The organism is Streptomyces sp. NPDC001868 (assembly GCF_040297125.1).
In the GTDB taxonomy this organism is placed as follows: domain Bacteria; phylum Actinomycetota; class Actinomycetes; order Streptomycetales; family Streptomycetaceae; genus Streptomyces.
Map to the genome: position 1 here is coordinate 42,562 of NZ_JBEOYO010000039.1, position 13,530 is coordinate 56,091.

Here is a 13,530-nt window from a genome sequence, read left to right on the forward strand (position 1 = left end):
CGCGCTCTGCGGGGCCGCCCGCGGGACGGTCAGAAGGGATGGACGCCGACGGACGTGGCCGGGGGCGGGCCGAAGCCCTCGGCGATGCGCAGGTGGTACGTCTGGCGGTCGATGACCTCCAGGCCGACGATCTCCCAGGGCGGCAGCCCGGCCGTGCGGCGGTGCTCGCCCCACAGGCGCAGGGCGACGGCGGCCGCGTCGTGGAGGTCGCGGGCCTCCTCCCAGTAGCGGATCTCGGCGTGGTCGTTGGCATAGCGGCTGGTCAGCAGAAAAGGGTGGTCGTGGGCGAGCTGTTCCAGGCCGCGCCGCACCTCCTTGAGGGGGGCCTCGGGCCCGGACACGCTGAGCGTGACATGCCAGAGCCGGGGCAGGTCCTGCGGCTTCTCGGCGCTCTCGCCCTCGTACGTGTCCGAGGCGGCGACGCTGGTGAGCGTCCGCTCCTCGCCGGCCGCACGGGAGGTACCACCACCACGGGACGCCGCGGCCCCGGGGCGCACTCGTCTCACGACGGCCTCCTTCGCAACGATGTCGTGCCTGGCAATAGGTCGTGCAATGGGTCGTGCGGAATCTCCCTGGGACAAAGTTGAGCAGGCTCAGGGGCTTCGCGTGGCGGTTTTACGGAACGCGCACCGCCGGGGCACGCGCTCCACCCCCTCTCCGGGGCCGCTGGTCAGGGGCGCAGGAGGACGAGGTCGTCCCTGTGTACGACCTCTCGTTCGTACGCGGGACCCAGCTCGCGCGCCAGTTCCCGGGTCGAGCGGCCGATCAGCTGGGGGATCTCCTTGGCGTCGAAGTTCACCAGTCCGCGTGCGACCGCCCGGCCCGTGCCGTCGCGCAGTTCCACGGGGTCGCCGGCGGTGAAATCGCCCTCGACGGCCGCGATCCCGGCCGGCAGCAGCGAGGTGCGGCGCTCGACGACCGCGCGTACGGCCCCGTCGTCGAGGGTGAGCGCGCCCTGCGGGGTGGAGGCGTGCTGGAGCCACAGCAGCCGGTCGGCGGACCGCTTGCCGGTGGGGTGGAAGTAGGTGCCCGTGTCACGGCCGCCGAGCGCGTCGGCCGCGTGGACGGCGCTGGTCAGGACCACGGGGATGCCCGCTCCGGTGGCGATCGAGGCCGCCTCGACCTTGGTCACCATGCCGCCGGTGCCCACGCCCGCCTTGCCGGCGCTGCCGATCTCCACGTGCGCGAGGTCGGCGGGACCGCGCACCTCCGCGATCCGCGAGGTGCCGGGCTTGCCGGGGTCCCCGTCGTACACACCGTCCACGTCCGACAGCAGGACCAGCAGATCCGCCCGTACGAGGTGGGCGACGAGGGCGGCGAGGCGGTCGTTGTCGCCGAAGCGGATCTCGTCCGTGGCGACGGTGTCGTTCTCGTTGACCACCGGCAGGGCGCCCATAGCGAGGAGCTTGTCCAGGGTGCGGGAGGCGTTGCGGTGGTGGGCGCGGCGGCTCATGTCGTCGGAGGTCAGGAGCACCTGGCCGACGCGGATGCCGTACCGGGCGCAGGAGGCCGTGTAGCGGGCCACCAGCAGGCCCTGGCCGACGCTGGCGGCGGCCTGCTGCCGGGCGAGGTCCTTGGGACGGCGGCGCAGGCCCAGCGGCGCGAGTCCGGCGGCGATGGCGCCGGACGAGACCAGCACGACCTCCCGCTCGCCCCCGCTGCGGGCCTTGGCGAGGACGTCCACCAGGGCGTCCACCCGGTCCGCGTCGAGGCCCCCGGACGCGGTCGTCAGCGACGAGGAGCCCACCTTGACGACGATCCGGTGCGCTTCCGCCACGCCCTGCCTTGCCGCTGACACGCCTATCCCCAATGCTCCGAACAGCCCGGTCTGTGTACTCCGCAATCTACGGGAGCGCGTGGACCGGCCGCGTCCTCATTTCGAGGGGCGGACGGCACCGGATCCCGACGGGGACCGCCCCGCTCCCGGGGCGGACCGTGGCCCTCCGTCTCTGAGCCCTTTATGAGGAGATGCCGAGACACCCCTCAAGGTTCCCTCAAGGTTCCCTGCGTTATGCCCGGCTTCCGGTGATTGTTCCCACCGAAGATTGCTCCCCGGCCTCCCTAGGTCATACGGTCAGGGATCGGCCTGCCTCAGGCCGCCCCCGGACTCACCCTCCCCCCTCCGTCGTCGCACCCTCCGCAGGAGCCCAGCCCGTGCCCTCCGCAGGCCTCGCACCCCGCCGCATCGCGCAGCTGTCAGCGCTGCTCGCGATGTTCGCGCTCTTCACGGCCCAGATCGTCTCCGCGCTGCTGCCGAACATCCCCCTGTTCGTCGCCGCCGGCGCGGCGGGCCTCGCCCTGGACACGTATCTCCAGTACCGGGATCCCGGGCTGCTCGCACCCCTGGGCAAGGTCCGCTTCGACGCGCTGGTCCGCCAGCTGATGCGCGACATGCTGCTCCTGGTGGGGCTGCTGCGCATCGACGGCCTGCCGTTGAGCGAGCAGGCCCCGCTCGTGGTCGGCCTCCTCGTCTTCTACGGAGTGCACTTCACCTGTCAGGCCGTCTCGGTACTGGTCCGCCGCACCCGGACGCTGCCGATCGTCACCCGTAACATCGACGCCTCCGAGCTGCGGCTGACCGCCGCCCCGCCGCGCATCCTGGCCCGCCGCCAGGCCCACCGGCTGCTGACCTTCTCCCTGCCGATCACGGCCGGCCTGGTCCTCACCGCGGCCACCCAGGACGCCACCTGGGGCGGCCTCGGCCTCGGTGCCTCCCTCACCCTGCTCGTCGCCGGTACCGCGTACCTGGCGACCTGGCTGCTGCCGAAGAAGCGCGCCAGGAGCGAGCAGCAGGTCATGGAGTGGCTGGACAAGTGGCTGGCCGACTACCGGCCGACCACCGCGATGTACTTCTCCGGCGGTACGACGTCGGCGTACCAGGCCAACATGTGGCTCTCCACGCTCGCCCGGCTGGAGAAGCCGCTGATCGTGCTGCGTGAGCGTTTCATGGTCCAGAAGATCGACGCGACGGACGTGCCGGTCATCTGCTTCCCGAAGGTCTCGACGATGTTCTCCCTGGAGACCTCGACGCTGAAGATGATGCTGCACCCGGCCAACGCCGCGAAGACCTCCCAGGTGCTGCGCATCCCCACGATCAAGCACGCCTTCATCAACCACGGCGAGAGCGACAAGCTGTCCTCCTGCAACCCGTACGCGAAGGCGTACGACGAGGTGTGGGTCGCCGGTCCCGCGGCGCGCGAGCGGTACGCGCTCGCCGACGTCGGCGTCGAGGACAAGGACATCGTCGAGGTCGGCCGTCCGCAGCTGGCGCCGATCCGCCCGTACGCGGGCCCGCCGACCGGCACGTACACGACCGTCCTCTACGCCCCCACCTGGGAAGGCTGGGACGGCAACCCCGGCAACACGTCGGTGGTCCTGGCCGGCGAGAACATCGTCCGGCAGCTCCTCGCCGACGACAAGGTCCGGCTGCTCTACAAGCCGCACCCGATGACCGGCTCGGTCGACCCGCGCGCGGGCGCCGCGAACGAGCGCATCAAGGCGATGATCCGCGAGGCCAACACCAAGCGCTCGGGCGCGCGGCCGGGCGCCGAGGCGGCGGCCGAACTCGCGCGCCGTACGGCCGAGTTGGACAAGCTCACCTCGACCTCCTTCCGTGCCAGCGCGGACGAGATGGAGCGGATGCTGCTGCAGGGCACGCCCAGCGGGGACCGTGAGGCGGCGATCGCCGAGGCGACGCTGGCCTGGGAGAAGGCGTACTGGGCGTCGTTCCCGGAGTGGGAGCACCTGATCGTCACCGAGGCGCGGCCCGCGATCTTCGCCTGCTTCAATGTGTCGGACCTGCTGATCAGCGATGTCTCGTCGGTGGTCTCGGACTGGCTGTCCAGCGAGAAGCCGTACTCGGTCGCCAATACGTCCGGACTGCCGGAGGCGGCGTTCCGGGCGGCCTTCCCGACGGTCTCCGCGGGTGTCGTCCTGACGCCGAAGGCGGGCGGTGTACCGGACCTTCTCGACTCGGTCCGCCACCCCGAGAAGGACCAGTTCACCAAGGCTCGCGCCGATCTCAAGGAGCAGTTGCTCGGTCCCTCCGACCCGCCGTCGCTCGTCCGCTTCGACCTCGCGGTGAAGGCGCTGTGCGCCGAGGCCGACGAGCGTCGGGTGCGGATGGGGTCCCGGCTCGTCGACGAGATGCCGTCGCCTCGGGAGGCGGGGGACGAGCTCACCGAGGGGGAGCCCAGCGAGGCGCTCCGCTAGGGAGCAGCCGAAGGGGCCCCGGGGATGTTCCCGGGGCCCCTTCTTGTTGTTCAGGTGTGAAGTGCGACGCCTGATAGCTCGGGGGGTGCGGTCGTGCGGCGGCTGCGGGTGCGTCGTGGCTGATCGCGCAGTTCCCCGCGCCCCTGACGGGGCCTCCGCCCCGGCCGGCACCAGCCCCGGGCGCCCAGGGAACCCCTAGAACGGCTCGAAGTCGTCGTACTCCTTCTGGATCTCGTCCCGCTCCGCCTGGCGGTCGCGGCGGCGCTGGACGGCCGGGCGGGGCTCCTCGAAGCGGTGGTCCTCGCCGCGGCGGCCGAGCATCTCCGCGCCGGCCATGACGGTCGGCTCCCAGTCGAAGACGACCGCGTTGTCCTCGGGGCCGATGGCGACGCCGTCGCCGGAGCGGGCGCCCGCCTTCATCAGCTCCTCCTCGACGCCGAGGCGGTTGAGGCGGTCGGCGAGGTAGCCCACGGCCTCGTCGTTGCTGAAGTCGGTCTGGCGGACCCAGCGCTCGGGCTTCTCGCCCCGGACGCGGAAGAGTCCGTCCTCCTCGCGCACGACCGTGAAGCCCGCGTCGTCGACGGCCTTGGGCCGGATGACGATCCGCGTCGCCTCCTCCTTCGGCTTGGCGGCACGCGCCCCGCCGACGAGGTCGGCGAGCGCGAAGGACAGCTCCTTCAGCCCCGTGTGGGCGACGGCGGACACCTCGAAGACCCGGTAGCCACGGGCCTCCAGGTCCGGCCGCACCATCTCGGCGAGGTCCTTGCCGTCGGGCACGTCGATCTTGTTGAGGACGACCATCCGGGGCCGCTTGTCGAGCCCGCCGTACTGCGCCAGCTCCTCCTCGATGATGTCGAGGTCGGAGACGGGGTCGCGGTCCGACTCCAGCGTCGCCGTGTCGAGGACGTGGACGAGGACGCTGCAGCGCTCGACGTGGCGCAGGAACTCAAGGCCGAGGCCCTTGCCCTGGCTGGCGCCCGGGATGAGGCCCGGGACGTCGGCGATCGTGTAGACCGTGTCGCCGGCCGTCACCACGCCCAGGTTCGGCACGAGGGTCGTGAACGGGTAGTCGGCGATCTTCGGCTTGGCGGCGCTCAGTACCGAGATCAGCGAGGACTTGCCCGCGCTCGGGTAGCCGACCAGCGCCACGTCGGCGACGGTCTTGAGCTCCAGGACGATGTCGCCCATGTCCCCGGGCACGCCGAGCAGCGCGAAGCCGGGCGCCTTGCGGCGGGCGGAGGCGAGGGCCGCGTTGCCGAGGCCGCCCCGGCCGCCCTGTGCGGCGACGAAGGAGGTGCCGTGGCCGACGAGGTCCGCGAGGACGTTGCCCTGCCGGTCCAGCACCACGGTGCCGTCCGGCACGGGCAGGACCAGGTCCTGCCCGTCCTTGCCCGAGCGGTTGCCACCCTCGCCGGGCTTGCCGTTGGTGGCCTTGCGGTGCGGGGAGTGGTGGTAGTCGAGGAGAGTCGTCACGGACTGGTCGACGGTCAGGATGACGTCGCCGCCCCGGCCGCCGTTGCCGCCGTCGGGGCCGCCGAGCGGCTTGAACTTCTCCCGGTGGACGGAGGCACAGCCGTGGCCTCCGTTACCCGCGGCGACATGCAGCTCGACGCGGTCCACGAAGGTGGTCATGGTGGGTGCCTCCAGATACGCGCTCCATACAAGCCGTAAGCCGTATACGCGCTGTGCGTGATGTTCGGGAATCTCTTACCTGTAACACGTCAAAGGCGGACCCGCTTCCCGTACGGAATCCCGTACGAGAAGTGAGGTCCGCCTCGACGAATCGCTCTACGGAAGCCTTGGTCGTGAGACCGGGCGAGTCAGCAGACTCAGGCGGCCGGAACGATGTTGACGACCTTGCGACCACGGCTGGTGCCGAACTCGACCGCACCGGCGTTCAGCGCGAACAGCGTGTCGTCCTTGCCGCGGCCGACACCCGAGCCCGGGTGGAAGTGCGTGCCGCGCTGGCGGACCAGGATCTCACCGGCGTTGACGAGCTGACCGCCGAAGCGCTTCACGCCGAGCCGCTGAGCGTTGGAGTCGCGACCGTTCCGGGTGGACGATGCGCCCTTCTTGTGTGCCATGTCTCCTCAGTCCCTTACTTCGCAGCCGCGGGGATCTCAGTGACCTTGATCGCCGTGTACTGCTGGCGGTGGCCCTGACGACGGCGGTAGCCGGTCTTGTTCTTGTAGCGAAGGATGTCGATCTTCACACCCTTGTGGTGGTCCACGACCTCGGCCTGGACCTTGATGCCGGCCAGCACCCACGGGTCGCTGGTCACAGCGTCGCCGTCGACAACGAGCAGGGTCGAGAGCTCGACCGTGTCGCCAACCTTGGCAGTGGAAATCTTGTCAACCTCAACGATGTCACCGACAGCAACCTTGTGCTGGCGGCCACCGCTGCGCACGATGGCGTACACGCGGATCTCACTCTCTCGCTCGGGAACGGCACCCCCGCAGTCCAGCCGCCCGACACGCGAGCGGCCTCTCCCACGGCGCCCGGCGCGCGCGGAAGGGAATGAGGTTTACGGGGATGTGGCGCGTCTATACCTACGGACACGCCGACGGTCAAGGTTACGGGGCTACGCCCGAAGGGGTCAAACCGAGCCCCTCCCCCGCACACACCGGTGCCCCCACCCGGTGGTGAAACCACCCGGCGGGGGCACCAGTTGGAGCGGACCGAGCGTCCGCCCGGTGGGGCTCAGCTCTCGTCGGTCGAAGCGGTGACCGTGGCCGACGACTGCTCGGCGGCCACCGTCTTCTTCGCGGCCGACTTCTTCGTCGCCGTCTTCTTGGCCGTGGCCTTCTTCGCGACCGTCTTCTTGGCCGCCGCCGTCTTCTTCGTGGCGGCCTTCTTCGCCGTGGCCTTCTTGGCCGTCTTGCGCGCCGCCGTCTTCTTGGCGGGCGCCTCGGTCCCGGTCTCGGTCTCCCCGGTCACGTCGGCGGCCGGAGCGGCCTCCTCGACCGGAGCCTCGGCCGTGCCCTCGGCGGAAGCCGACGGAACCACGACCACGGCCGCCTCGGCGGACGCGGTGGGCGCCGTCGCCTTGCGCACGGCACGCCGACGCGGACGGGCCGGAGCCGCGCTCTCGGCGGCGGCAGCCGCCTCGGGCTGCGCGACCGGCTCAGCGACCGGCTCAGCGGCCTCCTCGACCACGGGCTCGGCGACCGGCTCGGCCACCGTCACCACGGCCTCGTCCGCAGCGGCCCCGGCCGGCGCGCCCGCCGGAGCGGACACCTTCCGGGTCGCCCGGCGACGCGTACGGCCCTTCGGCGCGGCCTCCTCGGTGCTCGGCGCGGCGGCCGGCATCTCGACGACCGGGTCCTCCACCGCGACGGGCTCCGCCTCGGCGGCCTCCCGCGACTTCGGGGCACGGTCCTCGGAGACGGTGGCGGCCACGGCCTCGCGGGACTTCGGGGCACCCGAGGGGGCGGACGCCCGCCGGGTCGCGCGGCGACGCGAACGGCCGCGCCCGACCGCCGCCTCGGCCTCGGCGACGCTGCTGTACAGCTCCTCGTCGGGCTCGTACTCCGGAGAGGGCAGCGCCACGGGCTCGGCGACCTCGGCGGCCACCTCCGCCTCGACCAGCTCGGCCGACTCCGCCGGCTCGGCGGCCTCGATCACATGCTCGTGGTCGTGCTCGGCGCCACCGCGCCCGCGCTTGCGGCGCTTGCCGCCACCGCCGGTGGCGGTCGGCTGGTCCATGTGCACGATCACGCCGCGCCCGTTGCAGTGGACACAGGTCTCGGAGAAGGACTCCAGCAGGCCCTGCCCGACCCGTTTACGGGTCATCTGGACCAGGCCCAGCGAGGTGACCTCGGCGACCTGGTGCTTCGTACGGTCGCGTCCCAGGCACTCCAGGAGGCGCCGCAGCACCAGGTCCCGGTTGGACTCCAGGACCATGTCGATGAAGTCGATGACGACGATGCCGCCGAGGTCGCGCAGCCGCAGCTGGCGCACGATCTCCTCGGCCGCCTCCAGGTTGTTCCTGGTGACCGTCTCCTCCAGGTTGCCGCCCTGGCCGGTGAACTTACCGGTGTTGACGTCGACCACGATCATGGCCTCGGTCTTGTCGATCACCAGCGAACCACCGCTCGGCAGCCACACCTTGCGGTCCAGCGCCTTCATCAGCTGCTCGTCGATGCGGTACGTCGCGAAGACGTCGACCTCGGAGGTCCACTTCTGCAGCCGGTCGGCCAGGTCCGGCGCGACGTGCGAGACGTATCCGTGGATGGTCTCCCACGCCTCCTCGCCGCTGACGATGACCTTGGAGAAGTCCTCGTTGAAGATGTCGCGGACGACCCGGACGGTCATGTCCGGCTCGCCGTACAGCAGCGTCGGCGCGTTCGAACTGCCGCCGTTCTTCGCCTTCTTCTGGATGTCCTCCCACTGCGCCTGCAGTCGCTCGACGTCGCGGCGCAGCTCGTCCTCGCTCGCACCCTCGGCGGCGGTGCGCACGATGACGCCAGCGTCCTCGGGGACGATCTTCTTGAGGATGGTCTTCAGCCGGGCCCGCTCGGTGTCGGGCAGCTTGCGGCTGATCCCGGTCATCGACCCCTCGGGGACGTAGACCAGGTAACGGCCGGGCAGGGAGACCTGGCTGGTCAGACGCGCGCCCTTGTGCCCGATCGGGTCCTTGGTGACCTGGACGAGCACGGACTGGCCTGACTTGAGGGCGGACTCGATGCGGCGCGGCCCGTTGGCCATGCCCAGCGCCTCGAAGTTGACCTCACCGGCGTACAGGACGGCGTTGCGTCCCTTGCCGATGTCGATGAAGGCGGCCTCCATCGACGGCAGCACGTTCTGCACCTTGCCGAGGTAGACGTTGCCGACGTACGAGGTCGCCTGCTCCTTGTTGACGTAGTGCTCGACGAGCACGTTGTCCTCAAGGACGCCGATCTGGGTGCGCTCGCCGCTCTGGCGGACGACCATGACCCGCTCGACGGCCTCGCGGCGGGCGAGGAACTCGGCCTCGGTGATGATCGGGACGCGACGGCGGCCCTGCTCACGGCCTTCCCTGCGGCGCTGCTTCTTGGCCTCCAGACGGGTCGAGCCCTTGATGGACTGCACCTCGTCGGAGAACTCGGTCTCCTTGGCGCGCCGCTCGCGCGGCTCACGGACCTTGACGACCGTGCGCTCGGGGTCGTCGGGCGTCGCCTCGGCCTCGGTGCCCGAGTCGCCGGCGCGACGACGACGGCGACGGCGCCGACGGCTGCTGCTGGAGCCCGAACCGGAGTCCTCGCGCTCGTCGGCCTCGTCCTCGGCGTCCTCGTCGACCTGCTCGGCGGTGTCCTCGGCGTCCTGCGTGACCTGCTCGGCGGCGAGCTCGTCACCCTCGGCGTCGTCGGCCGACTCGCCCCGGCGACGGCGGCGGCCACCCCGGCGACGGCGACGCCGCGACCCGGTGGACTCCTCCTCGCCGTACTCGTCGCCCTCGGCGGCGTCCTCGGTGCCCTCCTCGGGCTCCTCGGGCTCCTCCGGCTCATCGGCCACCACGGTGGCGGCCACGGGCTGCTCGGGCTCGGCGGGCTCGCCCCGACGGCGACGGCGGCGGCGCGACCCGCCAGTGTTCTCCTCCTCGGCGAAACCGCCGAAGTCGGTGGTCTCGGCGGGCTCCTCGACCTCCACGGTCTCGGCGACCGCCTCGGCGGCGGCCTGTGCGGCGGCCCGCTCCGGGGTCTGGAACATCGGCTCGGTGAACACCGGCGCCTGGAACACGGCCACCGCGGGTCGCGACGGCCGCGACGGCGTGTCCTCCGCGGCCGGCGCGGCGGGCGCCGAGAAGCCGACGGCGGCCTTGCGCGCGGTCCGACGACGGGCACGGCGCGGCCCGGCGTCCTCCGCCTCGGCGGCGGGCTCCTGGGCGGCCCGGGCGGGCGCGGTCTCGGCGGCGGGGGTCTCGGTGACGGCCGTCCGCGCGGACTGCGGCGCGGTGGCCTCGGCGGCGACGGACTCGGCCGCCTCGACGGTCTCGCCCTCGGGCGCCCCGGCGGCCGTGGTCACCCGACGGGTGGCCCGACGACGGGCACGACGCGGCGCGGCCTCCTCGACGGCCTCCTCCACGGGCTCCTGAGCGGGCTCCCGCACGGCGACGGGGGCGGCTTCCACAGCCTCCGCCGGAGCCTCCACGGCCTCGGCGACCGGCTCACCGGCGGGCGCGGACACCCGCCGCGTTGCGCGACGGCGCGTACGGCCGGCGGGCGCCGCCTCCTCGACGGCGGCGGGTGCCTCGGCGGCGGGAACCTCGGCGGGGGCGACGGTCTCGGGCTCGGCCACGGCGGCACTCTCCCCGGCGTCCTTGGGCGCGCCGGTGGGGGCCGAAGCACGGCGGGTCGCACGACGACGCGTACGACCGGCGGGCGGGGCCTCCTCGACGGCGGGCGCCTCGGGGGCATCGACGGTGCTCTCGGCCACGGCGGTGGCGGCGGCCGGCACCACGGTCTCGACGACCTCGACGGCCTCGGTGTCCTTGGGCGCACCGGCGGGCGCGGAGGCGCGGCGGGTCGCACGACGGCGCGTACGACCGGCGGGGGCCTCCTCGGCGACGGCCGGTGCCTCGGCGGCCTCGGCCTCGTCGGCTTCCTCGTCCACCTCGGCATCCACGACGGCCTCAGGCGTCACAGCGGCCTCGTCCACCACGGCCGTCTCTTCAGCGGCCGCAGCCGCCGCGAGGTCCTCGGACTCGGCGGCCGGTATGGCCGGCGCGGTGGTCTCCGCGGCCTCTTCCGAGGCGGCGGACGGCGGTCCCGCGGGGCGGGACGCGGCACGGCGCCGACGGCGCGGCGGCAGGGTGTCGCTCGGTGTGTTGTTCTCGGAGCCCTGCTCGGGCTCTGCGGGTTCGATCGATTCGGGCATGCGGGCGTTTCTCCCGTCGGGCTCCCGGGCGCCGCACCCGGTCCGGCGTGGCCGGTGACGTCCGCGGCTCGCGTCGTACGCGACTGCCGCCGTCCGGGGCGCGGGCGCCGCACGGGAGCTTTCTGTGTCCTGTCTCGCCGGTTCCGTACGCCATGTTGCGTACGGCCTGGCGAAAGTCTTGTGGTCGGTGCGCTGCCCGACCCAGGTGGCTCCCGGATACGAGGGCGGCGCTACGGCGTTCGTCCCTACGCGGGGCCTACCGGCGCCGACGCCTTCGCGGCGGCAGCGGGTTCGGCCGTTGAGAGGGCCGGCGCTGCCTCGCGGTCGGGCGCGAGCGGGTCGGTCACCGTGCCGGTCTCTTCATCGAAAAGCCCCTGCGCCAGCCTGGTCACCGCTGCGGGGACCGGCGGCGCCAGGTCGGCCACGGCGCGGAGACCGGACAGGACGTCGTCGGGTCGTACGGCAGGCGTCACGTGCCGAACAACCAGCCGCAGTATCGCACAGGGCTGGTCCGTCGGCCCAGCAAGGGGCGCGGCGCCAGCCGCTCCAGTGGAGCCGACGCTCGCGGCGGGCTGTGGACTCGGCGTCTCAGAACCGGCGGGGCCGTCGCTTGCGTCCCGTCCGTCACCGCTGTCGAGATCGACGACAGCGGCCCTGGCGTCGAAGGTCCGTACGCCGTTCTTGGTCCTGCGCTGGACCTCGACGAGGTCCGCCGCTTTGAAGGCCTCGACCGCGCGCGCGGCGTCCGCCGGGTCCACGCCCTCCAGGCGCAGCTCCCACACGGAGGCCGTGAGCCGGTCGGCGAGCCCGGAGGTCCGGGCCTCGACCGCGTCGACGATGTCGAGCCCGGTGGGCAGCGACTCGTCGAGCAGGATCCTGAGCTTCTCGGGATCGCGCGCGTCGGTGAGCGCGATCTCCAGATATTCCGCCTCACTGCCCGTGCCGGTGGGTGCGGCATTGGCGTACGACACCTTCGGATGCGGCGTGAACCCCGCCGAGTACGCCATCGGCACCTCGGCACGGCGCAACGCACGCTCGAAGGCGCGCTGGAAGTCACGGTGGCTGGTGAACCGGAGGCGGCCGCGCTTGGTGTAACGCAGTCGGATGCGCTGCACCGCGGGTGCGGGCGGCGGGCCTTCGGGCTGTCGCTTGCCCAGTGTCGTTCAGTCCTTCGTGAGAGCGGTCGTACTTCTACCAAGAGTACGTGCCTCGGCGGCCCCCGGTTCCCGCCTGTGGACAGGCCGCGGCTCCGCCGGCTGTCCGAAGAGCGCCGACCGCACACCGGCGCGGGCCTGCCGGACGGACTCGCGGGCGGTGGCGAGGGCCTGCCGGGTGGTACGGCCCACAGCGCGCGCGACCTCCACGGCCGGCTTCCACACGACGTCCCGTACGAGGTGACCGGCGGGTGTGAGGACGGTCCGGTACACCCATCGCGTCGGCTCGACGAGGAGCCACCGGAAGAGGTTCGCCAGGAACCGTCCGACGGCGAGCGAGATCCACCCGGCCACCCGCCACGCGTGTCCGAGGGCGGCCCAGATCTCCCGCCCGACGACGGCGAGCGCCCGCCCGACCGGGGTCAGCACCCACCGCCACACGGCGAGCGCGGGCAGCACGAGCAGTACGCGCGAGGTCCAGTAGATGCCGAGCCAGAGTCCGGTGAAGATCATCCGTACGAGCCACACGGCACCCCGGGCCACCCACGCGATCGCGTGTCCCACGGGCGTCAGCACATACCGGTACAGCCATACGGCAGGGACGACCAGGAGGTACCGCACCAGCCAGGCCGCGGCCGTGAACAGCGCGACGGCGACGGCGGCGAGCCCGACCCCGACGCCCCTGGCCAGCCAGGCGAGGCCCCGCCCGAGCGGCGCCAACGTCCACCGGTACAGCCACCCGAGCCCGGCCCCCACACCACGGGCGGCCCAGACGATCCCGGCCCACACCCCGGTGGCCATCCACACCACTCCACGCCAGAGCCCCGTGGCCGCCCAGGCGATCGCGTGCCCCACGGGTGTCAGCGCGTACCGGTACACCCACACCACCGGTACGACCAGCAGCCGGTATCCGAGCCACCCGAGCCCCTGGGCGACCGGCACGACGACGTACCGCCACAACGCCACCCACGGCCACACGAAGACGGCCCTGCCGACCCACAGCGACGCCCGCCCCAACGGCCGCAGCACGGTGTCCCTCAGGAACCGCCCGACCACCACGAGCACGTCCCACACCATCCGCACCGGCACGACCAGCACGAGCACGACGATCCGCACGGGAACCCGGATCGCGACGGCGAGACAGCCCTCAGGTGTCTGCTGTCGCACAGGCATGTGCCCCGCCGGCGGCTGGGCAGTCGGTGCGTCGATCGGCTCGGCAGACGGTGCGACGGGCTGCGGAGCGGGCCTCTTCTCCAGGTCCATGACGACATAGACGCCGCAGCGGCCCGTACGGATCCATCCACACGTC

9 protein-coding genes are annotated in these 13,530 nt (G+C 72.5%); 1 reads left to right on the forward strand and 8 read right to left on the reverse strand.

Translation table 11 applies throughout. The features are described from left to right. Positions 1 to 29: 29 nt before the first annotated feature. Both ABT147_RS33510 and proB read right to left on the reverse strand, forming a co-directional pair. The gene (locus tag ABT147_RS33510) at positions 30 to 497 is read right to left on the reverse strand and encodes a DUF8830 family protein (RefSeq protein WP_351413315.1); all 468 of its coding nucleotides are present in this window, start codon (positions 495 to 497) and stop codon (positions 30 to 32) included. A 173-nt stretch (positions 498 to 670) separates the two neighbouring features. After that, on the reverse strand, positions 671 to 1,798 hold the full coding sequence (gene proB / locus ABT147_RS33515) for a glutamate 5-kinase (protein ID WP_351413254.1): 1,128 nt from the start codon (positions 1,796 to 1,798) through the stop codon (positions 671 to 673). A gap of 356 nt (positions 1,799 to 2,154) precedes the next feature. On the opposite strand from proB, the gene ABT147_RS33520 reads away from it, so the two are divergent. Further along, the gene (locus ABT147_RS33520; RefSeq protein WP_351413256.1) at positions 2,155 to 4,212 is read left to right on the forward strand and encodes a CDP-glycerol glycerophosphotransferase family protein; all 2,058 of its coding nucleotides are present in this window, start codon (positions 2,155 to 2,157) and stop codon (positions 4,210 to 4,212) included. Positions 4,213 to 4,407: 195 nt separating this feature from the next. Here the strand turns inward: ABT147_RS33520 and obgE are convergent, their stop codons facing one another. From obgE to ABT147_RS33550, 6 genes are all read right to left on the reverse strand, one after another. Continuing rightward, on the reverse strand, positions 4,408 to 5,844 hold the full coding sequence (gene obgE, locus ABT147_RS33525) for a GTPase ObgE (protein WP_351413258.1): 1,437 nt from the start codon (positions 5,842 to 5,844) through the stop codon (positions 4,408 to 4,410). A 197-nt stretch (positions 5,845 to 6,041) separates the two neighbouring features. Next, positions 6,042 to 6,296 (reverse strand): 50S ribosomal protein L27, encoded by a 255-nt coding sequence (rpmA, locus tag ABT147_RS33530; RefSeq protein ID WP_351413260.1) that lies wholly within the window; start codon positions 6,294 to 6,296, stop codon positions 6,042 to 6,044. Positions 6,297 to 6,310: 14 nt separating this feature from the next. Then, positions 6,311 to 6,631, reverse strand: a complete 321-nt coding sequence (gene rplU, locus ABT147_RS33535; RefSeq protein WP_007381993.1) for a 50S ribosomal protein L21 — start codon at positions 6,629 to 6,631, stop codon at positions 6,311 to 6,313. 281 nt (positions 6,632 to 6,912) lie between these two features. Next, complete coding sequence (locus ABT147_RS33540) at positions 6,913 to 11,067, reverse strand: Rne/Rng family ribonuclease (protein WP_351413262.1); 4,155 nt, start codon at positions 11,065 to 11,067, stop codon at positions 6,913 to 6,915. 245 nt (positions 11,068 to 11,312) lie between these two features. Continuing rightward, complete coding sequence (locus tag ABT147_RS33545; protein ID WP_351413264.1) at positions 11,313 to 12,182, reverse strand: TIGR03936 family radical SAM-associated protein; 870 nt, start codon at positions 12,180 to 12,182, stop codon at positions 11,313 to 11,315. A gap of 48 nt (positions 12,183 to 12,230) precedes the next feature. After that, on the reverse strand, positions 12,231 to 13,484 hold the full coding sequence (locus tag ABT147_RS33550; RefSeq protein ID WP_502983204.1) for a hypothetical protein: 1,254 nt from the start codon (positions 13,482 to 13,484) through the stop codon (positions 12,231 to 12,233). Between the last annotated feature and the right edge of the window lie 46 nt (positions 13,485 to 13,530).

What these genes read in the sequence shown, in the direction of transcription:
- rpmA (WP_351413260.1), bottom strand. Translation starts at nt 6,296, where the DNA reads ATGGCACACAAGAAGGGCGCATCGTCCACCCGGAACGGTCGCGACTCC.
- obgE (WP_351413258.1), bottom strand. Translation starts at nt 5,844, where the DNA reads ATGACCACCTTCGTGGACCGCGTCGAGCTGCATGTCGCCGCGGGTAAC.
- ABT147_RS33540 (WP_351413262.1), bottom strand. Translation starts at nt 11,067, where the DNA reads ATGCCCGAATCGATCGAACCCGCAGAGCCCGAGCAGGGCTCCGAGAAC.
- ABT147_RS33550 (WP_502983204.1), bottom strand. Translation starts at nt 13,484, where the DNA reads ATGGACCTGGAGAAGAGGCCCGCTCCGCAGCCCGTCGCACCGTCTGCC.